This window comes from Arsenicicoccus dermatophilus, from assembly GCF_046267915.1.
GTDB classification, from domain to species: domain Bacteria; phylum Actinomycetota; class Actinomycetes; order Actinomycetales; family Dermatophilaceae; genus Arsenicicoccus; species Arsenicicoccus dermatophilus_A.
Map to the genome: position 1 here is coordinate 960,240 of NZ_CP176520.1, position 21,845 is coordinate 982,084.

17 protein-coding genes and 1 pseudogene are annotated in these 21,845 nt (G+C 70.6%); 11 read left to right on the forward strand and 7 right to left on the reverse strand.

Going from position 1 to position 21,845, the window contains the following annotated elements; genetic code table 11:
• Positions 1-42: 42 nt before the first annotated feature.
• Positions 43-3,081: a glycine--tRNA ligase gene (locus ACK2IS_RS04865; RefSeq protein WP_409485634.1), complete on the reverse strand. Its 3,039-nt coding sequence runs from the start codon at positions 3,079-3,081 to the stop codon at positions 43-45.
• A gap of 61 nt (positions 3,082-3,142) precedes the next feature.
• On the opposite strand from ACK2IS_RS04865, the gene pcrA reads away from it, so the two are divergent.
• Positions 3,143-5,596 carry a DNA helicase PcrA gene (pcrA, locus tag ACK2IS_RS04870; RefSeq protein WP_409485023.1) on the forward strand — a complete coding sequence of 818 codons (2,454 nt, stop codon included), beginning with the start codon at positions 3,143-3,145 and terminating at the stop codon, positions 5,594-5,596.
• Positions 5,597-5,707: 111 nt separating this feature from the next.
• Here pcrA and ACK2IS_RS04875 read toward each other — a convergent pair whose 3' ends face one another.
• Positions 5,708-6,751 carry a peptidoglycan DD-metalloendopeptidase family protein gene (locus ACK2IS_RS04875; protein WP_409485024.1) on the reverse strand — a complete coding sequence of 348 codons (1,044 nt, stop codon included), beginning with the start codon at positions 6,749-6,751 and terminating at the stop codon, positions 5,708-5,710.
• Between the two features lie 176 nt (positions 6,752-6,927).
• On the opposite strand from ACK2IS_RS04875, the gene ACK2IS_RS04880 reads away from it, so the two are divergent.
• The 5 genes from ACK2IS_RS04880 to ACK2IS_RS04900 all read left to right on the forward strand — a co-directional run bounded on the left by ACK2IS_RS04880 (position 6,928) and on the right by ACK2IS_RS04900 (position 13,806).
• The gene (locus ACK2IS_RS04880; RefSeq protein WP_241451248.1) at positions 6,928-7,329 is read left to right on the forward strand and encodes a cobalamin B12-binding domain-containing protein; all 402 of its coding nucleotides are present in this window, start codon (positions 6,928-6,930) and stop codon (positions 7,327-7,329) included.
• A gap of 394 nt (positions 7,330-7,723) precedes the next feature.
• Positions 7,724-10,066 carry a M4 family metallopeptidase gene (locus ACK2IS_RS04885; protein WP_409485025.1) on the forward strand — a complete coding sequence of 781 codons (2,343 nt, stop codon included), beginning with the start codon at positions 7,724-7,726 and terminating at the stop codon, positions 10,064-10,066.
• A gap of 241 nt (positions 10,067-10,307) precedes the next feature.
• Entirely contained in the window at positions 10,308-11,489 is a 1,182-nt protein-coding gene (sucC, locus tag ACK2IS_RS04890) for an ADP-forming succinate--CoA ligase subunit beta (protein WP_409485026.1), read from the forward strand.
• 35 nt (positions 11,490-11,524) lie between these two features.
• Positions 11,525-12,412 carry a succinate--CoA ligase subunit alpha gene (sucD, locus tag ACK2IS_RS04895; RefSeq protein ID WP_409485027.1) on the forward strand — a complete coding sequence of 296 codons (888 nt, stop codon included), beginning with the start codon at positions 11,525-11,527 and terminating at the stop codon, positions 12,410-12,412.
• A gap of 167 nt (positions 12,413-12,579) precedes the next feature.
• Complete coding sequence (locus tag ACK2IS_RS04900) at positions 12,580-13,806, forward strand: DUF6350 family protein (protein WP_409485028.1); 1,227 nt, start codon at positions 12,580-12,582, stop codon at positions 13,804-13,806.
• Positions 13,807-14,247: 441 nt separating this feature from the next.
• Here ACK2IS_RS04900 and ACK2IS_RS04905 read toward each other — a convergent pair whose 3' ends face one another.
• Both ACK2IS_RS04905 and ACK2IS_RS04910 read right to left on the reverse strand, forming a co-directional pair.
• The gene (locus ACK2IS_RS04905; protein WP_409485029.1) at positions 14,248-14,649 is read right to left on the reverse strand and encodes an integrase core domain-containing protein; all 402 of its coding nucleotides are present in this window, start codon (positions 14,647-14,649) and stop codon (positions 14,248-14,250) included.
• Complete coding sequence (locus ACK2IS_RS04910; protein WP_409485030.1) at positions 14,622-15,233, reverse strand: IS3 family transposase; 612 nt, start codon at positions 15,231-15,233, stop codon at positions 14,622-14,624. Before ACK2IS_RS04910 ends, ACK2IS_RS04905 begins: the two co-directional genes overlap by 28 nt.
• 200 nt (positions 15,234-15,433) lie before the next feature.
• On the opposite strand from ACK2IS_RS04910, the pseudogene ACK2IS_RS04915 reads away from it, so the two are divergent.
• Positions 15,434-16,605, forward strand: a pseudogene (locus ACK2IS_RS04915) (IS3 family transposase).
• 76 nt (positions 16,606-16,681) lie between these two features.
• On the opposite strand, the gene ACK2IS_RS04920 reads toward ACK2IS_RS04915, so the two are convergent.
• Both ACK2IS_RS04920 and ACK2IS_RS04925 read right to left on the reverse strand, forming a co-directional pair.
• Positions 16,682-17,626 carry a DUF2971 domain-containing protein gene (locus ACK2IS_RS04920; RefSeq protein ID WP_409485031.1) on the reverse strand — a complete coding sequence of 315 codons (945 nt, stop codon included), beginning with the start codon at positions 17,624-17,626 and terminating at the stop codon, positions 16,682-16,684.
• A gap of 380 nt (positions 17,627-18,006) precedes the next feature.
• Complete coding sequence (locus tag ACK2IS_RS04925) at positions 18,007-18,783, reverse strand: hypothetical protein (protein WP_409485032.1); 777 nt, start codon at positions 18,781-18,783, stop codon at positions 18,007-18,009.
• Between the two features lie 74 nt (positions 18,784-18,857).
• Between ACK2IS_RS04925 and ACK2IS_RS04930 the strand changes: the two genes are divergently transcribed.
• From ACK2IS_RS04930 to ACK2IS_RS04940, 3 genes are all read left to right on the forward strand, one after another.
• Positions 18,858-19,484 (forward strand): EcsC family protein, encoded by a 627-nt coding sequence (locus ACK2IS_RS04930; protein ID WP_409485033.1) that lies wholly within the window; start codon positions 18,858-18,860, stop codon positions 19,482-19,484.
• A gap of 296 nt (positions 19,485-19,780) precedes the next feature.
• Positions 19,781-20,017 (forward strand): hypothetical protein, encoded by a 237-nt coding sequence (locus ACK2IS_RS04935; protein WP_409485034.1) that lies wholly within the window; start codon positions 19,781-19,783, stop codon positions 20,015-20,017.
• The gene (locus ACK2IS_RS04940; RefSeq protein ID WP_409485035.1) at positions 20,007-20,477 is read left to right on the forward strand and encodes a cytidine deaminase; all 471 of its coding nucleotides are present in this window, start codon (positions 20,007-20,009) and stop codon (positions 20,475-20,477) included. The genes ACK2IS_RS04935 and ACK2IS_RS04940 overlap by 11 nt, the downstream gene beginning before the upstream one ends.
• Positions 20,478-20,582: 105 nt before the next feature.
• On the opposite strand, the gene ACK2IS_RS04945 is transcribed toward ACK2IS_RS04940, so the two are convergent.
• Positions 20,583-20,741, reverse strand: a complete 159-nt coding sequence (locus ACK2IS_RS04945; protein WP_409485036.1) for a hypothetical protein — start codon at positions 20,739-20,741, stop codon at positions 20,583-20,585.
• Between the two features lie 101 nt (positions 20,742-20,842).
• On the opposite strand from ACK2IS_RS04945, the gene ACK2IS_RS04950 reads away from it, so the two are divergent.
• Positions 20,843-21,580, forward strand: coding sequence for a recombinase family protein (locus ACK2IS_RS04950; RefSeq protein WP_409485037.1), 738 nt, complete (start codon positions 20,843-20,845; stop codon positions 21,578-21,580).
• The last annotated feature ends 265 nt before the right edge of the window (positions 21,581-21,845 follow it).

Here is a 21,845-nt window from a genome sequence, read left to right on the forward strand (position 1 = left end):
CCGATTCCGGGGGCCGCCCGCCTCGTGGGGCTCAGGACGTGATCAGGCCAGCGCCGTCGACAGGGCGGACCAGTCGACCTGGTCGGGCGCGGCGGCCCGCACCGAGGCGAGGAGCCCGAGCCGCGCCGCCCGCACCTGGGGGTCCGGCGCCATGACCAGGATGTCGTCGAAGAAGCGCGCCACCGGGTCGACCAGCGCCTTGCCCTGCGTCGCGAAGGTCTCCAGATCGCGGGCCGAGCCCTCGGGCAGCCCCTCCAGGGCGGCGACGAGCGCGACCTCGGCCGGCTCGGTGAGCCGGGTGGCGTCGTAGGCCGCCTCGGTGCCCTCGGGAACGATCCGGCCGATGCGCTGCAGGCTCGCCACGATCGAGCGGAAGCCCTCGTCGCCGCGCAGCTCCTGGGCCTGGCGGATCGTCTCGGCCGCCGTCCCGGGGGTGGACGCGCCGGGCAGGACCGCATCGATGAGGGCCACGGCCACGCCTTCGTCTCGGAGCAGCTGGGCGAACCGGCCGGTGGTGAACTCCAGCGCGGCGTCCACGGACTCGGGGGAGACCTCGACGCCCTGCTGCCGCAGTCGGTCGGCGGCGGCCTCGAGGCAGCGGCGGACCGACAGGCCGGACAGGGAGCGGCCGACCTCGCCCTGGTCGCGCAGCACGCGCAGGATGCCCAGGCAGGCCCGGCGCACGCCGAAGGGGTCGGAGGAGCCGGTCGGCTTGGCGCCGAGCGCGAACATCGCCATGACCAGGTCGGCGCGGTCGGCCAGGGAGAGCAGCGCACCGGGCACCGACGCCGGGAGGGCGTCCGCGGCGGTGTGCGGCATCTCCATCTCGGCGAGGGCGTCGGCGACGGCCGGGGTCTCGCCCTTGCGGCCGGCATACTCCCGGGCCACGAAGCCGGCGAGGGAGGACATCTCGACGACCAGCTGCGTGGCGAGGTCGAACTTCGCGAGAGAGCCGGCGCGCTCAAGGGTGGTGCGGTCCTCGGCGGACAGGTCGACGGACGAGGACAGCGCCAGCGCCACGTCCTTGATCCGGCGGGCCCGCTCGCCGACCGAGCCGAGGCGCTCCTCGAAGGTGAGCTTCTCCAGGCCGGGGACGAACTCGTCGACCCGGTCGGCCCCGAGGTCGGCGTTCCAGAAGAACAGCGCGTCCTCGTAGCGCGCCCGGATGACCGACTCGTTGCCGGCCTTGACGACGGCGTCGTCGCAGGACCCGTTGGCCATGGTGACGAAGTGCGGCAGCAGCGCGCCGGAGGCGTCCAGCACGGGCAGGTAGCGCTGGTGCTTGCGCATCACCGTGGTGAGGATCTGGGCCGGCAGGTCGAGGTAGCGGGGGTCGAAGTCGCCGCGGACGCCGTGGGGCTCCTCGACGAGGTTGGTGATCTGGTCGACGAGCGCGCTCTCGCCGTCGGTGTCGACCCGGCCGCCGACCTCGGCGGCCAGCCGCTCGGCCTGCTCGACGATCGAGGCGCGGCGCCGCTCGGCGGACAGCTCGATGCCGCCCGCGGCGAGGACGTCGAGCAGCTCGTCGGCGCAGGCCACGGTGACGTGGCCGAGCCGGACCCCGTCGGCGCGGGTGCCCTCGCCGCGCTGCAGGTAGGTCTCCCGACCCGCCACCAGGCGGGAGGCGACCACAGGAACGACCTGGTCGCCCCACAGCGCCACCAGCCAGCGGATGGCGCGGGAGAACGACAGCGAAGGGTCGTTCCAGCGCATGTTCTTCTCGGCGCGCAGGCCGGTCACGACCTCGGCGAGCAGCGGCGGGAGCACCTCCATGACGCCCCGGCCGGCCTGCTCCACCCGGACGACGGCGTGGTCGCCGCCCTGCACCTCGGCCCGCTCCACCTGGTCGACCGAGACGCCCGCGCCACGCGCGAAGCCCTCCAGAGCCTTGGTGGGCGCCCCGGAGGCGTCGTAGGCCGCCTGCCACTTGGGCCCCTTGCGCAGGGTCTCGGTGTCGGGTTCGCGGGCTCCGACGTCGGCGACCGTGACGACGATGCGTCGCGGCGTGCCGTCCACGCGGACCTCACCGTGCTCCAGGCGGGTGGCGGCGAGGCGCTCGGTCACGGCGGTCCGGACCTGCTCGATCGTCGCGGTGACGACGTGCGGAGGGAGCTCCTCGACGCCGATCTCCAGGGCCAGCGTCCGGGGCTCGTCGCCCAGCGCGGACGCGTCCACGACCGGCACCTCGAGCTCGGGCAGCTCGACCGGCTTGAGCAGCGGCAGGCCCAGCTCCTCGCGGCGCTCGATCCACAGCGCGGCGGTGTCGCGCATCAGCCGGCGCATGGTCGCGAAGGCCTTGGCACGCTCGGTCGTGGAGATCGCGCCGCGGGCGTCCAGGACGTTGAAGGCGTGCGAGGACTTCAGGACGTAGGTGTGCGCCGGGACGGGCAGCCGGGCCTCGACCATGCGGCTGGCCTCGGCGACGTAGGCGTCGTAGAGCCTGCGGTTGGTGTCGACGTCGGCGTCGTCCAGGTAGTAGCGGCTCATCTCGTACTCGTTCTGGCCGAAGGCCTCGCCATACGTGATGATCTCGCCGGACGGCTTGCGGGAGTAGGCGATCTCCTTGAAGTGCGTTGCCCCCTGCATGGCCATGAGGATGCGCTCCAGGCCGTAGGTCAGCTCGACCGGGATGGGGTCGAGGTTCTGCCCGCCGACCTGCTGGAAGTACGTGAACTGGGTGATCTCCATGCCGTCGAGCCAGACCTCCCAGCCCAGGCCCCACGCGCCGATGGCCGGCTGGGCCCAGTTGTCCTCGACGAAGCGGACGTCGTGGGCGGCGAGGTCGATGCCGAGGGCCGCCAGCGAGCCGAGGTAGAGCTCCTGGGGGTTGCCCGGGTCGGGCTTGAGGATCACCTGGAACTGCGTGTGCATCTGCAGACGGTTGGGGTTCTCGCCGTACCGGCTGTCGTCGGGGCGCACCGAGGGCTCGACGTAGGCCACGTCCCAGGGCTCGGGCCCGAGCACGCGCAGCACCGTGGCGGGGTTCATCGTGCCCGCTCCCACCTCGGTGTTGAACGGCTGAACGACCATGCACCCCCGCTCGGTCCAGTAGTCCGACAGGATCCTGAGGGCGTCTTGCATGGTCAGCACGAGCCACAGCCTAAGGGGTCTGTCGGTGCGCACCCGTAGGCTGGACCGCGCGATGGACTCCCTCTTCGACGACCTGCCCCTGACCCCCGCCACCACGACGCCCCCGCGAGGCCGGACCTCCCCTCCCGCGAGCGGTGACGTGGACGCGTCCGGCGTTCCCCTGTGGGCGCTCTCGGACGCCCCGCCCCCCGGTGACGACGACGCCCCGCCCACCGAGGAGGAGCAGGCGCATGCCGAGCGCCAGGCCCGCGGCGCCTGGGGTGGTGGGGGCGCGCGCCAGGACCCCGAGGCGATCCTCGCGGGCCTCAACCCGCAGCAGCGCGAGGCGGTGCTGCACCAGGGCTCGCCGCTGCTGATCGTCGCGGGTGCGGGATCGGGCAAGACCCGGGTGCTCACCCAGCGGATCGCCCACCTGCTCGCCGCCCGCGACGTGCAGCCCGGCGAGATCATGGCGATCACCTTCACCAACAAGGCGGCAGCCGAGATGCGTGAGCGGGTCGAGGCGATCGTCGGTGGCCGGGCCCGCGCGATGTGGGTGTCGACCTTCCACTCGGCGTGCGTCCGGATCCTGCGCCGCGAGGCCAAGGTCATCGGCATCTCGTCGAGCTTCTCGATCTACGACGCGGCCGACTCCCAGCGCCTGATGGCGATGGTGATGCGCGACCTGGACCTGGACCCCAAGCGCTACCCGCCCCGGTCCTTCGGCCACCAGGTCTCCAACCTCAAGAACGAGTTGGTCGACGAGGAGACCTACCGCGACCGGCTGGGGGAGAGCGCCACCCACCAGGAGCGGCTGCTGGGTCAGGTCTACGTGGAGTACCAGCGCCGCCTGCGCCAGGCCAACGCCATGGACTTCGACGACCTGATCATGACCACGGTCAACATCCTGCAGGCCTTCCCGCAGGTGGCGTCCTACTACCACCGCCGGTTCCGGCACATCATGGTGGACGAGTACCAGGACACCAACCAGGCGCAGTACGAGCTGGTCCGCCAGCTCGCGGGCGGGCCCACGGTCGGCGGGGACCAGCCCATGGCCGAGCTGGTCGTGGTCGGGGATGCCGACCAGTCGATCTACGCCTTCCGCGGCGCCACCATCCGCAACATCGTGGAGTTCGAGCAGGACTACCCGCAGGCGCGGACCATCCTGCTGGAGCAGAACTACCGCTCCACCCAGACGATCCTGCAGGCGGCCAACGCCGTCATCGCGCGCAACGAGGGCCGCCGGGAGAAGAACCTCTGGTCCGACCAGGGGGCGGGCGCCAAGATCGTGGGCTACGTCGCCGACAGCGAGCACGAGGAGGCGTCCTTCGTCGCGCAGACGATCGACCGGCTCGGCGACCAGCACGGGGTGCGCCCGGGCGACGTCGCGGTGTTCTACCGCACCAACGCCCAGTCCCGCGCGCTGGAGGAGGTCTTCGTCCGGACCGGAATGCCCTACAAGGTCGTCGGCGGCACCCGTTTCTACGAGCGGCGCGAGGTCAAGGACGCGCTGGCCTACCTGCGGGTCGTCGCCAACCCGGAGGACACCGTCAACCTGCGCCGGATCCTCAACGTCCCCAAGCGCGGCATCGGCGACCGGGCGGAGGCCTGCGTCTCCATGCTCGCCGAGCGGGATCGCACCAGCTTTGTCGCCGCGCTGGGCCACCCCGAGGACGCGCCCGGGATCGCTACCCGGTCCGTCACGGCCATCAAGGGATTCACCACCCTGCTCGAGGGTCTGCGCGAGACCCGTGACGGCGGTGCCGGGGTGGCTGACCTCCTCGAGGCGGTCCTGGACCGCACCGGGTACGTCGCCGAGCTGCAGGCCAGCCACGACCCGCAGGACGAGACCCGGATCGAGAACCTCAACGAGCTGGTCGCCGTGGCGCGCGAGTTCGACGAGACCTATCCCGAGGGCGGTCTGGACGACTTCCTGGAGCAGGTGTCCCTGGTGGCCGACTCCGACGAGATCCCCGAGGAGGGCGACGACTCCGGGGTGGTCACCCTGATGACCCTGCACACCGCCAAGGGGCTGGAGTTCCCCGTCGTCTTCCTGACCGGCATGGAGGACGGGACCTTTCCCCACAGCCGGGCCCTCGGCGACCCCAAGGAGCTCGAGGAGGAGCGACGGCTGGCGTATGTCGGCATCACGCGGGCGCGGGAGCGGCTGCACCTGTCCCGGGCGTCGGTCCGGTCCGCCTGGGGTCAGCCGCAGTTCAACCCGGCGTCGCGCTTCTTCGACGAGATCCCGGCGGACCTGCTCGACTGGCAGCGCACCGAGTCGGCGTTGTCCGGCTCGTCGTCCACGCAGCCCCTGGTGGCCCGGCTGGGCGCTCGTCCCGGCCGCGGCGAGCGGCCGGTGCCGGCGCTGGCCTCGGGCGACCGGGTCACCCACGACTCCTTCGGGCTGGGCACGGTGGTGCGTGTGGAGGGGCTGGGGGCCAAGGCCATGGCGACGGTGGACTTCGGCGGCGACACCGGGGTGAAGCGCTTCGTGCTGGGGATCGCCCCGATCACCAGGCTGTGAGCCGCGCGCCGCCGTCCGAGCCGATGTCGGTGGCCACACGCACGGCGGCGCCTGACCGGTGTCCCGGTCAGGCGCCGCGATGTCGCGGGCTCGGTGGGTCGGACGAGTCGGTCAGACGGACAGGCCTCGCTTGAGGAGCTCGACGACCGGGTCGACCGCCGCACCGAGGCCGGGGTCGCCGTCCAGGTGGATCTCCAGGTGCAGGTGCGGCCCGGTGGAGCGGCCCTCGTTGCCGGACAGGCCCAGGACCTCGCCCGCCGAGACCTTCTGCCCCACCGTGACGTCGAGCTGGCTGAGGTGGCCGTAGCGCGCGAGGGTGCCGTCCTCGAAGGTGACGTCGATGTAGCGCCCGTAGACCCGAGCCCCGTCGCGGACGTCGGTGACCACCCCGTCGGACAGAGAACGCACCGGTGTGCCCACCGGGCAGGCGAAGTCCAGCCCGTGGTGGGTGCCGCCCCACCGGGCGCCGAAGCGGGAGGTGAGGCGGTAGGCCTCCACCGGGAGCACCCACGTGGGCGTGCCGGCGACGCGGGTGGTGGAGCGGGAGGCTCGCCCGAGACCGAGGAGCCCGCGGGTGGGGGCGCGGTGGGCGCCGGCCGCCTCGCGCATGGCGGCGCGCCGGGTGCTGCGGGTGGGCGCGGTGGCCGCCTCGGCGATGGCCCGCTCGATGGCCTCGGCGGCTGCGGTGGCCGGCACGGGCTGCGGCGCCACCACGGCGGGGGGCACGGCCTCGGCGGGCGGGGTGACCGGCCTGGGCGGGAGTGCGACGGTCGTCGTCGGGGCTGTGGTCGTGGGGACTGCGGTGGGAGCGGTCGTGGGCCCCGCGGTGGGAGCGGCCATGGTCACCGCGCGGGACCCCGGGGTCACCGGGGTCCGGGCGCTGCGGTCGGCACGAGCGGAGTCGAGGGCGCGCGCCGCCGTCGGGGTGGTGGCCTCGGGCGCCGACACGGGCGCCATGGACAAGGCGGCGGGGCTCTCCGCGGCCTGCGCCCGGCCGGTGAGCTGATGAACGCCGGTGGCGCCGACGCCGGTGGCGAGGGTGGCCGCCGCGCCCATCATCCCGACGCGGCGGGCACCGGGGCGGACCGGCTCGGCGCGATGGCGCGGCCGATGACGGCCCGCGTGGGCGTCCGAGGAAGCAGAGCTGGAGGTCATGGTCAACCTGACGAGCGAGCGGGTGGGGGGCTCACGGTAGCGCGTGACGTTTTGGAGACGCAACGGGAGGAGTGCCACACCGGGGCATCCCCCCCGGGCCTACAACCTGCGGCGGCGCCCCTCGTGAGGGGCCCCCGCCGGGCCTCGGACGGTGACCCTCCGCTAGGCTGGCGGGCATGAGCGAGTCCAGGTTGCGAATCCTTGTGGCCAAGCCGGGTCTTGACGGTCACGACCGCGGTGCGAAGGTGGTGGCTCGCGCGCTGCGTGACGCCGGCATGGAGGTCGTCTACACCGGCCTGCACCAGACCCCCGAGCAGATCGTCGAGGCGGCGATCCAGGAGGACGCCGACGGTGTCGGCCTGTCCGTCCTGTCCGGGGCCCACATGACCTTGTTCAAGAAGGTCATCGAGCTCCTGCGTGAGAAGGACGCCGCGGACATCGTCGTCTTCGGAGGCGGCATCATCCCCGAGGACGACATCAAGCCCCTCACCGACATGGGTGTCGCCCACGTCTTCACGCCGGGCGCCACCACCACCGAGATCGTGGAGTGGGTCACGGCCAACGTGCAGGCTCACTGACCCTCCGCACATCCAGCAGGGCCCCGGACCTCGGTCCGGGGCCCTGCTGCGTCCACGGACGGCCGGGTGGCGCTCCCTGCCCCCGAGCAGCCGGCGTGGCGCGATAACCCGGAGGGTCACCGTGAGTGCCTGAGAATTGTCCGCGCGTCACCAACCGAACGGGCACGTAGGGTAGTGGATCGCCACGTGGATGGCCGCAGAGGGCGCCGTTTCCTCCCTCTATCGGCCTAATTGTCCGTCGGCCGATTTACACCTGTCCGGGTGTGCGGTGAGATTCAGGGGCCGGTGGTGGATCCACTCGCGATCCCCCTGCCCCAGGAGCCACATGCCCGCCCCGCGGGGCGAGCATCCGGTCCGTCACCCACGGTTGCACCCCTCTGAGGAGCCCTCACCCATGAAGCAGATCACCCTCGGCGCGAGCTTTGCCCTCGCCTGCGCCGCAGCCCTCGCCCCGGTCGTCGCCGTCGGCGCCCACGCTGCGGGCGGCGACGGGCCCGACCGGGCGACGGTCCTGGTCGCTCCCGACTCCCACGCCTCCCTCGTCTCCTCCGCCCAGGCCGCCCAGGGCGACCTCGTCTCCTCCCTCGGCCTGACCTCTGACGACTCCTTCAAGGTCAAGGACGTCCTCAAGGACGCCGACGGCTCGACCCACGTCCGCGTCGACCGCTTCTACAAGGGCATCAAGGTCGTCGGCGGCGACCTGATCGTCCACCGCGACAAGACGGGCAAGGTCACCGGCCACGACGGCATGTTCACCGGCAAGATCACCGTGGACACCAAGCCGTCGGTGGACAAGGGTGCCGCGCAGGCCAAGGGTCTGGCCGCCGCCAAGGCGTTCAACGGCGCCGAGGCCAAGGAGCGGGGCCTCGCTGCTCCCAAGGGTCTGCAGAACGCCGCCAACGCCGGCAACGCCCTGGTCATCCACGTCGACGACCAGGGCGCCCAGAAGCTCGCCTACGAGGTCAAGACCACCGGTCTCACCGCGGACCGGACGCCCTCGCGGATCAGGTCCTACATCGACGCCGACACCGGCGCTGCGATCTCCTCGTTCGACGAGATCGCCCAGGGCTCGGGCAACGGCATCTTCACGGGCGACAACGAGCTCAAGACCACCAAGGAGGGTGGCAGCTACCTCCTCAAGAACCCCGAGACGGGCAACTACTCGACCGACTCCAAGAACGCCAAGGCCGACGGGACCACCTTCACCGACTCCGACGACAAGTGGGGCAACGGCTCCAACTCCGACCGCGCCAGCGCCGGCGCGGACGCGCAGTTCGGTGCGGACAAGACGTTCGAGTACTACAAGAACGTCATGGGCCGCAACGGCATCTGGAACAACGGCAAGGGTGCCCGCTCGCGCGTCCACTACGACAACAACTTCACCAACGCCTTCTGGGACGGCCGCCAGATGACGTACGGCGACGGTGCGGGCAACAACGCCCCCCTCACCGAGATCGACGTCGCCGCGCACGAGATGAGCCACGGCGTCACGGAGAACACCGCCGGTCTGGCCTACCAGGGTGACGCCGGTGGTCTGAACGAGTCCACGTCGGACATCTTCGGCGTGGCGGTGGAGTTCTACGCGGCCCTGCCGAAGGACAAGCCGGACTACTTCATGGGCGAGCTGATCAACCTGCGGGGTGACGGCACCCCGCTGCGCTACATGGACAAGCCCTCTCGGGACGGTCGCTCCTACGACTGCTGGTCCTCGAGCGTGGCCAGCGCCGACCCGCACTTCTCCTCCGGCCCGGGCAACCACTGGTTCTACCTCGCCTCCGAGGGTTCCGGCGCCAAGACCATCAACGGCGTGCAGTACGACAGCCCGACCTGCAACAACTCCACCGTGACCGGCGCCGGCCGCGAGAACATCGAGAAGGTGTGGTACCGCACCCTGTCGACCAAGCTCACCTCGACGTCCAACTACAAGGCCGCTCGTGAGGGCGCCATCAAGTCGGCCATCGAGCTGTTCGGCGAGAACAGCCAGGTCTGCAAGTCGGTCGAGGCCGCCTACAACGCGATCTCGGTCCCCGCGGGCCTCGCCAAGTGCGGCACCGGCACTCCGACCCCGGCCCCCACCGGCACGGCCAAGCCGACCGGCACGCCGACGGCGACCCCGACCAGCACGCCGACGGCGACCCCGACCGCCACCCCGACGGCGACCTCGACCGGCACGCCCACGACCGCTCCGACGGCGACCCCGACCGCCACCCCGACGGCGACGCCGACCGGCACGCCCACGACCGTTCCCACCACCGCTCCGACGGGCACCCCCACCACCGTGCCCACCACGCCGGCTCCGGGTGGCAACGCCGTGGTCAACGGTGACTTCGAGGCGGGCCAGCGCGGTTGGCTCGGACCGGCGGGTCCGGTGACCAACAACGCCGGTCGTCCTGCGCACTCGGGTTCCTGGAAGCTCTGGCTCGGTGGCCACGGGCACCCGTCCATCGACCAGGTCCAGCAGACGATCACCGTCCCGGCCGGTTCGCCGAAGCTGACCTACTGGGTCGCCATCGACTCGGCCGAGACCTCCTCCCTGGTCGGCTTCGACCGCGCCCAGGTCATGGTCGACAACACGCAGGTGGCGTCCCACAGCAGCACGGACAAGACCTCGGGCTACGTGCAGAAGACCGTCGACCTGACCGCGTATGCCGGCAAGCGGGTCACGCTGACCTTCCGGGCGTTCGAGGACTACGGCAAGCAGACCTCGTTCGTCTTCGACGACGTCTCGGTGCGCTGATCCTCCTGCTCGGAGCCGGGGCGGTCCACCTCCTGCTGACCCGGCTCTGACCCGCTCACGCATCCCCCGTGACGGGTGCTCGACCGGCCGGCCGCTCTCCTGCTCAGAGAGCGGCCGGCCGTTCGTCTGCCTGCGGACGTTGTGTCATCGGTCCCACGCGACCCTCACACGTGGAGCCGACGCGCGCTGGGGGATATCCTCGCGCTGACACTCCACCACCCAACCCAAGGACGGATCGAGCGTGGATCTTTTCGAGTACCAGGCACGTGACATGTTCGAGAAGCACGGCGTGCCGGTCCTGGCGGGCGCGACCGCCGAGACCTCCGCGGCCGCCCGCGCCGCTGCCGAGGAGATCGGGCCCCGGTCCGGCGGCGTCACGGTCGTCAAGGCGCAGGTCAAGACCGGAGGTCGCGGCAAGGCCGGCGGCGTCAAGGTCGCCAAGACAGCGGAGGAGGCGGAGCAGTTCGCCCGGCAGATCCTCGGCATGGACATCAAGGGCCACACCGTCCACACCGTGATGATCGCGCAGGGCGCCAAGATCGCCGAGGAGTACTACTTCTCGCTCCTGCTGGACCGCGCCAACCGCACCTACCTGGCGATGTGCAGCAAGGAGGGCGGCATGGAGATCGAGCAGCTCGCCGTCGAGCGGCCCGAGGCCCTCGCCCGCGTCGCCGTCGACCCCCAGGTCGGGATCGACCAGGTCAAGGCCGAGGAGATCGTGACCGCGGCGGGCTTCGACGCGGAGACCGGCGCCAAGGTCGCCCCGGTCCTGCAGAAGCTCTGGGAGGTCTACCGCGACGAGGACGCCACGCTCGTCGAGGTCAACCCCCTCGTCAAGACCGAGGACGGGGAGATCGTCGCCCTCGACGGCAAGGTCACCCTGGACGACAACGCCTCGTTCCGCCAGCCCGGGCATTCCATCCTGGTCGACGAGAAGACCGAGGACCCGCTGGAGGCCAAGGCCAAGGCGATGCACCTCAACTACGTCAAGCTCGACGGCAACGTCGGCATCATCGGCAACGGCGCCGGCCTGGTCATGAGCACCCTGGACGTCGTCGCCTACGCCGGTCAGGACCACACCGGCGGGGTCTCCAAGCCCGCCAACTTCCTCGATATCGGCGGCGGCGCCTCGGCCGAGGTCATGGCCAACGGCCTGGACGTCATCCTCGGCGACGAGCAGGTCAAGGCCGTGTTCGTCAACGTCTTCGGCGGGATCACCGCCTGCGACGCGGTCGCCAACGGCATCGTCGGCGCCCTCGAGACCCTCGGGGACTCGGCCACCAAGCCGCTCGTCGTGCGTCTGGACGGTAACAACGTCGAGGAGGGGCGCCGGATCCTCTCCGACCTCAACCACCCGCTGGTCACCGTCGAGGAGACCATGGACGGCGCCGCCCGCAAGGCCGCCGAGCTGGCCGCCAAGTAAGCGTTCGAGCAAGAGAGACAAGGGAATTCACAGCAATGGCTATCTTCCTCAACGCGGACTCCAAGGTCATCGTGCAGGGCATGACCGGCTCCGAGGGCATGAAGCACACCACGCGCATGCTCGCGTCCGGCACCGACATCGTCGGCGGCGTCAACCCCAAGAAGGCCGGCCAGACGGTCGACTTCCCGGGTGGCAAGCAGATCCCGGTCTTCGGCTCGGTCAAGGAGGCCATGGAGGCCACCGGCGCCGACGTCACCGTGGTCTTCGTGCCGCCAGCCTTCACCAAGTCCGCCGTGGTCGAGGCCGTCGACGCAGGCATCGGCCTGTGCGTGGTCATCACCGAGGGTGTCGCGGTCAAGGACACCGCGGAGTTCTTCAACTACGCCAAGGACAAGGGCACGACCCGCATCATCGGCCCCAACTGCCCGGGCATCATCAGCCCCGGCCAGTCCAACGCCGGCATCATCCCGGCGGACATCGCGGGCGCCGGCAAGATCGGTCTGGTCTCCAAGTCGGGCACCCTGACCTACCAGATGATGTACGAGCTGCGTGACTTCGGCTTCACCACGGCCGTCGGCATCGGCGGCGACCCGGTCATCGGGACCACCCACATCGACTGCCTCGAGGCCTTCGAGAAGGACCCGGAGACCGTCGCCATCGTCATGATCGGCGAGATCGGTGGCGACGCCGAGGAGCGTGCCGCGAAGTACATCCAGGAGAACGTCACCAAGCCGGTCGTCGGCTACGTGGCGGGCTTCACCGCGCCGGAGGGCAAGACCATGGGCCACGCCGGCGCCATCGTCTCCGGCGGCGCGGGCACCGCAGCCGCCAAGAAGGAGGCCCTGGAGGCCGCGGGCGTCAAGGTCGGCAAGACGCCCTCCGAGACGGCTGCCCTCATGCGCGAGATCATGCAGGGTCGCTGACCGCGGCGGCCCGTCGGTCCTCGACCCGAGGCGTATGCCGAGAGCCGGTCACCCCCGCCCGGGGTGACCGGCTCTCGGCATACCGCGGCGTGGTGGTGCGGGAGCGGGACGCGACCGGCGAGCCGAGGTGAGTCGCGGTCCCTGGCTGGGGGACGATGGGCACTCCCATGAGTGAGACAACGCGCTTCCGCCTCCCTGCCCTCGCTGCGACCAGCACCCCGCTGCACCGACCGGCCCGTGCCGCCCTGGTGGCCGTCCTGTCCAGCTGGGTCCCGCTCGCGCTGCTCACCGTCGTCGGCTGGGCGGGCTCGGCCCGCACCACGGTCGGCTGGGGTGATGCCCTCGGTGTCGCGAGCCTGGCGTGGGTCACCGCGCACCTGGGGTCGCTGCGGGTGGGGGAGGCCACCGTGGCGCTGGCGCCGCTGCTGCTGACCCTGTTGCCGCTCGCGGCCTGTGCCGCGGCCGGTCGGTCCCTGGCGGGTCCGGTCCAGGACGACCGCAGCCCGCGGATCTCCCGGCTGGGCGGGATGCGCCAGGGGGTGGTCGCGCTCCTGGGCTGCTTCGTCCTGACCTACGCGGCGCTAGGCCTCGCGGTGTCCGCGCACGCCGCCACCATGCCGGTGTCCCCGGTCTGGCCGACCACGGTGGCCGGATGCCTGCTGGTGCCCCTGGTGGGTGGCGCGGTCGGGCTCCGGCGTGAGATCGCCTCGCGCGAGCTCGCGCCGGCGTGGCACGACAAGACCGTGCAGCTGGTGCCGGTGCCGGTGCGCCGTTCCCTGTCCGCCGGTCTGCAGGGCGTCGGGGCCCTGCTGCTCGTCGGTCTGCTGCCCGTGGCCTTCACGCTGACGGTCCACCTGGGCCGGGTCCGTGACCTCACCGGGGAGCTCGACGCGGGGCTCCTCGGCACCGTCGTCCTCGCGCTCGCTCAGCTGGCCTGGCTGCCGAACGTCGCCGCGTGGGGGCTGTCGTGGCTGGCGGGTCCCGGCTTCACCGTCGGACTCGGATCGGCCTACACCTGGCAGGAGTCCCGGTCCGGCCTGCTTCCGATGGTCCCCGTCCTCGGGGCTCTGCCTGACAACGGCATGCTGCCCTCCTGGGTGATGGCAGCGGGGGCGCTGCCCGTGGTCGTGGGGGCGCTCACCACCCGATGGGCGACCAGCCGGGTCAGTGCCCTGGCGCCCTTCGCGGGCAAGGCGCTGGCGGCCCTCGGCGCGTGGGTGGTCCTGGTGCTCGGGACCGCGGTGGTGCTGTGGGTTTCTGGAGGTTCGCTCGGCGCCAAGGCCCTCGCGGAGATCGGGCCCCGGGTGCTTCCGACGACGGCCGCCGTGGCGGGGGAGACGGCGCTGGGCGGGCTGCTGATGCTTGCCCTGGTATGGCGCCGCTACCACCGTTAGCGGTGCCGGCGTGCGGCCGTGGACTGCGGACCGAGGTCGGCGCGCGGTTCCGCACCGCCCTTCGTCGCGGCACCGCTTCTCAGCGGTTCTCGTGCCCGGCATGCATTCGGCATGGGGCCCGGAGGGAGGCGGCCCCGGTGATCAGTGGGCAGCGGTGTAGAGATCCTGCAGCTCCGGAAGATCCTGCCTCTCGCGCTGACCTGGTGGCCCTGCTCGCGCAGCCACGCCCGCATCTCCCCGTTGCAGAGGCGGTCCGCGCTGCTGGTGATAGTGCCGCGTCCCGCGCCGCGGGCACCGGTGATCGTGGCTCCGGCGGATTTCGGCGGACTTGGCGGGGTCGGTGGCGCGGGGCGCGACCGCCCCACCTCCGGGTTGCACCACCAGACTACTTGCCTTGATACGGTCAAGTCCCGTGGGTGGTGTTGTTTCAGGTGTCCCGCGTCAAGGAGTTGGCAGGTTTTCCTGGTCGGGAAGGGTGGGTGTCGTGGGGTCGGCCAGGCCGCGGTGGACGTCGGCGGGTCGGTTCCAGGACAACGCTTCGTGGGGTCGGACGGTGTTGAACTGCACCCGGTAGGCGTCGGCCTCGCGGACCAGGTCGCTCGCGTCGTGGATCTGCTCGCGGTACAGCCGCTCGTACTTCAACGACTGGAACGCCCGCTCGCGGACACCGTTCTGCCCGGGCGTGCGCACCCGGGTGCGGACGTGGCGTAGCTCAGGCCGGACGGCGATGAATCTCTCGAACCGCATCGATCGGAACGGGCCGCCGTTGTCGGTGACGAGCGTGATCGGGACGACTTCCTCGCTGGCCGGGTCGCTCAGGTGCTCCAGCAGCCAGGACGCCACGCCGGACTCGACGACCAGGCGCTCGGTCTCGGCCGACGCGAGCTCGACGCCGGTGATCGCGTCGTGCTGGTTCGCGGTCGGTGACCAGTGCCACCCGAACTCGTACGTGGACCAGTAGTCCGCGACCCCGGCGACCCGCCAGGTGCCCCCGCCAGCGGTCTCGAACTCGCTGAAGTCGAACTGCCTCCCCCGCTGCGATGCTCCGCATCGTCGCAGCGGGCGGTACCCCCACCCTGGTTCGGGCCCGTGGGCGGGTCCGCGAACGCGGCCTTGCGGGCCGCCGCGAGCTGGCGACGTTCGCGCTGGTAGTCGGCCTTGAGGAGCAGTCCCTCCTCGTCAAGGATGCGCCGCACGGTGGACGCCGACACCAGGTGCCCGCCGTGGCGGGCCATCGCCCAGATCTTGCGATGCCCCCACGCCGGGTGCTCGCCCGCGAACGCGACCACCACCTGCCGGTGCTGCTCGCGTGAGGGTGCCGGCCACGGCCCCTTCACCACCGCGAGCCCGGCCCGCGAGCGGGACTGCCAGCGTCGCCAGGACCGTTCGGGGATGTCGAACAGCTCGCAGAACCTCGTGGTCGACATCCCCGCGTCCTGACGGATCACCTCGAGGTCTTCGAAGGGCCCAACCGGCCCTCAGCAGACTTCTTCCACACCCGGATCTCGATCGCAGCCTCACCCAACGCCTGCGTCAAGTCCGCCACCTGCGCCTCGAGCGGGACTGCTGAAGATTTGGTTGACAGTCGACTTGTGGGGCCTTCGGGCCCTGCTGGAAGGATGTCAGCATGCCGGCACCACACCCCAAGGAGTTCCGTGACGACGTGATCGCGGTCGCGCGTCGGGGCGAGGCGCCGATCGCTCAGATTGCGAAGGACTTCGGGATCAGCGAGTCATGTCTAGGCCAGTGGCTTGCGAAGGCCGACGTGGAGGCCGGTGTCCGTCCCGGTACGACCGCGGCGGAGAACGCTGAGCTGAAGGAAGCCCGCCGCAAGATCCGCCTGCTGGAGCAGGAGAACGAGGTCCTGCGCCGCGCGGCCGCGTACCTGTCACAGGCGAACCTGAGGCTGGGCCAGTCCCCAAGATGATGTTCCCGCTGGTCACCGACCTCGCCGCCGATGGCGTCCCGGTCGCGGTGTCCTGCGGGGTGCTGAAGTTCTCCCGCCAGGCCTACGACGCCTGGCTCGCGGACCCGGTCAGTGACAGGGACCTGGTCGACGCGTACGCGATCAACGCGGCCCTGGACGTCCACGCCGACGACCCGGGGCTCGGGTACCGGTTCATCGCCGACGAGCTCGCCGCGGCCGGCCACGAGGTGTCCGAGCGACGGGTGTGGCGCCTGTGCAGCCAGGCGCGCATCACCAGCGCGCACTCGCGCAAGCGAGGCCAGACGGTCCGTCCGGGACCACCGGTCCATGACGACCTGGTCGAGCGTGACTTCACTGCGGACGCCCCGAACCGGTTGTGGCTCACCGATATCACTGAGCACCCCACCGGCGAGGGGAAGCTGTACCTGTGCGCGGTCAAGGACGTGTGGTCACGCCGGATCGTCGGGTACTCGATCAGCGACCGCATGACCACCAGCCTCGCTGTGGACGCCCTGACCACGGCGGTCACGCGCAGGGGCGGCACTCGTGCCGTGACCGGCTGCACCATCCACTCGGACCGCGGCAGCCAGTTTCGTGCCCGCACCTACGTGTCCGCGCTGACAGCGCACGGCCTGACCGGGTCGATGGGGCGGGTCGGGACGAGCGCGGACAACGCCGCCATGGAGTCGTTCTGCGCCCTGCTGCAGCAGAACGTCCTCAACCAGCAGCGGTGGGCTACCCGTGACCAGCTACGCCTGGCCATCGTCACCTGGATCGAGAAGACCTACCACCGCCGACGCCGGCAGCGAGCCCTCGGCAAGCTCACCCCCATCGAGTTTGAGACCATCAACCAGACCGCTCACACGGCCTGAAACACCACACCACCACCGTCAACCAGAACGACAGCAGTCCCGTGAACACGTCGGGGCCTCTTCGTCGTGTTCACCGTCAGCGGGCGGGGTCGTTGTGCAGCAGGAGGGAGAACTTGGTGAGCGCGTCGTGCGCGCCCCGGTCCTCCTTGTACCCCGCCTGCTGCCTGCGGCTGTTGTAGTGCTCGGCCCACTTCTCGGTGACGTCGGCGATGGCGCGGAGGGCGCCGTCGATCTGCTCGGGCGGCAGGCCGAGGTCGGCCAGGGCGGTGTCCACGTGCGGGCGGCGGGGGAGAAGCCTACGGTGTCCCATCTCAGGAGCCTCGCCCTGAGGTGCGGACACCACTGGGCCGTTGACCGGAATCGTCGACTTGTCGAGGGGGATCGAGTTCAGTCCTGCGCCGGCGAGAACCTGCTTAGCGATGCGCATACGGTCGTCGAGGCTCCGCAGGATGGGCGGCTTCTTCTCCTGGGGTGTGCCGGGGGCCGCGATGACTCTCAGGAGCGGGAACGGGGCGCCTGACGCCTCGAGGGCCAGGGCGAAACGCGACGGCTCCCCGGGGTCGCTAACCTGCCGGCATCCGGGGCGGGCACCTGTCGGGTCGGGATGCCCCTCGGCGAGATGCGGAACATGGGCGAGGAGCCTGATCTCTCGTTCGTCCGACCACGACTCGTGCTTGATGAGGTGGCAGGCCCTGCGGAGGCCGGTGCGCTCCAAGGTCGCCGGGCGACGAGCGTGCTGAAGCACCAGCTGCCGGTGGTGCTTGCGGGCCGCCTCCACCGAGGCGCCCGCGGGTGAAGAGTACCCGTGGGCTGCGAGCATCTGGGCTTGGCAGGAGTCCAACCACTCCTCCAGGAGCTCCAGCTGCGAGGCTCGGTCGTACCGCACGGGCTCCAGCTCGGCGACGACGGACCGAGGGCCCTCCTGGTGCTTCCGTAAGACCTCCAGGATGCCCTCGGTGCTGAACTCCAGGCACCAGCCCTCCGAGGCGTACCCACGCCACTGGCTCAGGTGGTCACCCACCGCGCTGAAACAAGCAATGTGGTACAACCCCTCGCGATCTGCGGAGATGTTCGGCCAGTCATCAGCCGAGCCCTCAAGCTTGGGTGGCGCCGTGTCCTCAAGCCCGGGCAGTTCCGCGAGCCGTCGGCGTGCCAGCTCCAAGCCCACGAGAGTCTCCCGGGGGTCGTTCATGCCCTTCATCTCCGCTACCCAGAGCTTCCGGTTATGGATGATGCCCCGAAGAGCCGTCTCAGAGTTGGTGTAGTGAAAGATGCTGCGCGGCAAGGATCCCGACATCCGTCTCTCCGTCTCGACCTCGGGCAAGGACCGTCGACACGAGTCTGCCGCATACCCGGTCGACTCCACCTCCACCGACGTTGCCGGGCGTTACAGCCTGCGTGTCATCCCCCGGTGAGCGCCTGGACCGCGGGGCCGAGAAGCTCCCAGGTGGCGTAGATGGAGCCCGGTGCCTGCAGGCCCTGGTAGAGCACGGTCAACAGGGACTTGACCTGCGTCATGAGGGGGTCCTCCGTGGTAGCGGATGCGTCGTCGTCACCGGCGGCGGTGGCTGTCTGAAGGTGGGCGTGGAGGTAGGCCATGGCGAGGCGTTCCGTGGCGGCCCGGACTCCTTCGGTGCCCATGACATCCACGTGGTCCAGGGCCCAGAGGATGTCGTGGAGCCGGGCGATGAGCAGTGCCCGGTCCTGCGGCGGAAGCCCGGCGTCGTCACGCAGATCCTCGATCAGAGGCAGGATCTGTTCACGCCAGTCCGTGACGGTCATCTCCTCGAGGGCAGGGCCTTCTGGCAGGTTGTCCTGCAGGTGCGAGGCGATGCTGCTCAGAGCAGCCATGGCGTGCTCGGACACGGCAGCGTCCCCGACCACCTGGTCGCGGCCGCTGTTCGTGGGGAGGAAAGGCTTGGACCATTCTGACGCGAACAGGTGAAACAGTCTCGTGTTCGCCGGGTCGTCCGTGATGGTCAGGGCCTTGGCGATCTCGGGGATCAGGCTGAACGCCTGGGCGACGGCCAGCGTGACGGCATAAGAGCCATCCAGCTGGAGAGTTTCGACCCAGACGGCGTCGTAGCCAGAGCCACGTCGCTCAGGCAATACCTCGGCATACCGTTCGAGGACGGCCTCCAGCCGTCGTGCCGGGTTGTCGTCATACCTACGGGCCATGAGATCGAGGATAGGCCGTGGCTGCGTCCGAGAACCTGTCTCTCGGGGGTGGTGAGGTGGGTAGATTCCTGGGTGTGGGGGATGAGCAACGGGTCGCAGCGGCGGCGAAGGCCGTGACGGACAAGATCATGTCGGTGGGCGTGCACGGCGCGGGCCGGTGGAAGGGCGCGGCGCAGGTCGCCGACGAGCACCTGGATCGCCATGGCGACGTGGACAAGGCCGTCGACCGGTTGATCGCCACGCACGTGCGGATGGCGGCCGCGTCAGGTTTCCTGACGGGCCTGGGCGGCATCGCGGTCATGCCCGTGGCCGTCCCGGCCGACATGGGCGCGCTGTGGGTGCTGCAGGGCCGTCTGGCCGGGGGCGTCGCTCACCTGCGTGGCTATGACCTGAGCACCGAGGAGACGCAGAGCATCATCCTGATGAGTCTGCTGGGGTCCTCGGCCGCGGAGACCTTCGCGAAGGCCGGAGTGAAGATCGGGACCAACAGCACCAAGGCGTTGATCGGCAAGATCCCCGGCCAGGTGTTCCGTGAGATCAACCGCAAGGTCGGGTACCGGCTGGTGACCCGTGCCGGGACCACCGGCGTGGTCAACCTGATCAAGCTCGTCCCCGTCGCCGGCGGTGTAGTCGGAGGAAGCGTCAACGGGGCCAGCACCCACGCCGTCGGCACCTGGGCCAAGAAGAACTTCCCAGCCTGACCCGACCCCTCGGGTGACCCGTCTCGGTCGCCGTCATGGCCGGACCCTCCCACCGACCGCCGCGAGGGTGGGGGATGCCGTTCGGCGTGTTTCAAGTGCGTCACGTAACCAAATCAGATGGTGGGTCCCCCCCGGGGCGCTCTCCCCGCACCCTCCCGGGCAACCTCGCGCGCCTTCGTCCTGCCGTCTCCGAGCGCCCGGGGGGACCCCTTCACTCGCGCCGTGGTGACCCAGGACGGTGAGGGGCACGGGGTGCAGCTGCTGCGCGACGATCTGCGCGAGGGAAAGGGGCAGGCATGAGCCACGACGAGACGACGCGACCGGCGATCAGCGCGGCCGAGATGCAGGCGCGGGCGTGGGCGGTGGAGCAGGCGCGGCACTTGACGCAGATGGAGGGCGGGCGGTCCAGCGACGAGGTGCGCGCGGCGCAAGACCGGTACGTGCGCGGCGAGATCACCAGCGACGAGCTGTCAGCGGCATATTCGGATGCTGAGCCCTACAGGGGACGGCAGACTGGCGTCCATGAACGTTGACCGAAGTTGCGCGCAGGCCCTGGCCGACACCGTGCAAGCATGCAGGGAGCTCATCGACATCCGCTTCGCGGGGCAGTTCGACGAGGGGGCGGCCGCGATGCTGCTGGCCGACGGCACCATCGTCACGGGGACGGCACCGGCGTGCGTGAACCCGTCTGTCGAGGTGTGTCACGAGATCGAGCCGTTCTGCGCTGCTTACCGCCTCGATCAGCCGGTTCGCGCCTCCATCTGCCTTCACCGCGAGGATGCAGAGCGCTTCGTGGTCCTCAGCCCCTGCGGAGTGTGCCGAGAACGATTGGCCATCTACGGACCCGACGTGCTCGTCGCCGTTCCGGGCGAGGACGCCGCGCAGATCGTCTGGAAGCCGCTGTGCGAGGTTCATGGGGACTACTGGCGCGCGCCGTTTCTGCCAAGGCAGGAAGCCGAGCGATGGCGTCAGGGCGTCGCGCCCTCCGTCTGACTTGCACCTGGCAGACACCCACCTGGCAGACACCCACCCAGCGCACTGTCATGGACATGACCGCGCTGTCACGGCCGTCTCAATCACCGTTCTCGGTGGACGCATCTAGGGCGTGTCTCTTAATGCTGGTAGCCAGAGGGTGATGGCGCGTAGGAGGATGGCGGCGCGGTAGGTGAGGGCGAGCTTGTCGTAGCGGGTGGCGATGGCGCGCCATTGCTTGAGCTGTTGGAAGCCGTTCTCGACGACGTGGCGTTTGGCGTACACCCCAGACGCCACATGCTCGTCCGGGCAAACCTGCAGGTCGCGTCCGGCATCTAGGGTCGCTTCCGGGCTTGTTGCCGTCGTGTGTCGTAGGGTCTAGAGCCATGGCGCTCAATGGGCAGGTCGTCGGGTACGTGCGGGTGTCGAGCGCGGGTCAGCACCTGGATCGGCAGATCGTGGCGGTGGGGGAGGTCGACCGCCTGTTCACCGAGACCGCGTCAGGAGCGCACGGCAGCGACCGCCCGCAGCTGCGGGCCCTGCTCGCCTACGTCCGCGACGGGGACACGGTGCGGGTGGCGTCGATCGACCGGCTGGCGCGGTCGGTGGTCGACCTGGAGGCCCTCGTGGACGAGCTGACCGGTCGTGGGGTGACGGTGGAGTTCGTGGACCGGCACCTGGTTTTCGCCCCGGGTCGGGAGGACGGGCATGCGGTGTTCCAGCGTCAGGTGATCGCCGCGGTCGCCCAGCTCGAGCGCACGATCCTCAAGGAGCGCCAGCGGGAGGGTATCGAGGCGGCGAAGGCCAAGGGTGTGTACAAGGGCCGGCGGCCGGCCCTCACCCCGGACCAGGTCGCCCAGGTGCGCGCCCGGCATACGGCGGGGGAGACCATGGTCGCCCTCGCGGCCGCGTACGGGTGCTCGAGGAGGGTGGTCTTCGACGCCGTCCACGCCCGCGGCATCTACGCCCACGTCACCGGCGGGAAGACACCCGTCTTCCAAGCTCCAGCCGCAGCGGCCGGCCGGTCAGCGGTGGTAAGCGAACGCCATCTGGTCCAGCCCGGTCTCGAGGATGCGCAATCCCAGCTTGGCCGTCGCGCAGAGCGGCGGGTTGTCGCTCCTTGATGGCGTCGTAGGGAGCGCCCCGCAGATAGTTGTCGTGGCCGCTGCTCCGAGAGGGCTGGCCCCCGAACCGCCCACATCTGCGCTGTCCTACCCAAACCCAGCCGGGTCCGTCGGTCTTGGCCTGCGCGCGAGCTTCCGCCGCCTTCGTGACCGTGCTCCCTCGTAGGGCCAGCGTCCAACTGCAACGCGGACGACGACCCCCGAGGCGCTGTAAACCGATCTCGCCAGCGCTGTCCATACCGGTTCTCTTTGCCTGTCCAAGATG

Bases quoted from the DNA above. Each gene is read 5' to 3' on its own strand.
- ACK2IS_RS04880 (WP_241451248.1), top strand. From the start codon at position 6,928: ATGAGCGAGTCCAGGTTGCGAATCCTTGTGGCCAAGCCGGGTCTTGAC.
- ACK2IS_RS04875 (WP_409485024.1), bottom strand. From the start codon at position 6,751: ATGACCTCCAGCTCTGCTTCCTCGGACGCCCACGCGGGCCGTCATCGG.
- ACK2IS_RS04865 (WP_409485634.1), bottom strand. From the start codon at position 3,081: ATGCAAGACGCCCTCAGGATCCTGTCGGACTACTGGACCGAGCGGGGG.
- pcrA (WP_409485023.1), top strand. From the start codon at position 3,143: ATGGACTCCCTCTTCGACGACCTGCCCCTGACCCCCGCCACCACGACG.
- ACK2IS_RS04925 (WP_409485032.1), bottom strand. From the start codon at position 18,783: ATGGCCCGTAGGTATGACGACAACCCGGCACGACGGCTGGAGGCCGTC.
- ACK2IS_RS04950 (WP_409485037.1), top strand. From the start codon at position 20,843: ATGGCGCTCAATGGGCAGGTCGTCGGGTACGTGCGGGTGTCGAGCGCG.
- ACK2IS_RS04900 (WP_409485028.1), top strand. From the start codon at position 12,580: ATGAGTGAGACAACGCGCTTCCGCCTCCCTGCCCTCGCTGCGACCAGC.
- ACK2IS_RS04935 (WP_409485034.1), top strand. From the start codon at position 19,781: ATGAGCCACGACGAGACGACGCGACCGGCGATCAGCGCGGCCGAGATG.
- ACK2IS_RS04885 (WP_409485025.1), top strand. From the start codon at position 7,724: ATGAAGCAGATCACCCTCGGCGCGAGCTTTGCCCTCGCCTGCGCCGCA.
- ACK2IS_RS04910 (WP_409485030.1), bottom strand. From the start codon at position 15,233: ATGTCGACCACGAGGTTCTGCGAGCTGTTCGACATCCCCGAACGGTCC.
- ACK2IS_RS04940 (WP_409485035.1), top strand. From the start codon at position 20,007: ATGAACGTTGACCGAAGTTGCGCGCAGGCCCTGGCCGACACCGTGCAA.
- sucD (WP_409485027.1), top strand. From the start codon at position 11,525: ATGGCTATCTTCCTCAACGCGGACTCCAAGGTCATCGTGCAGGGCATG.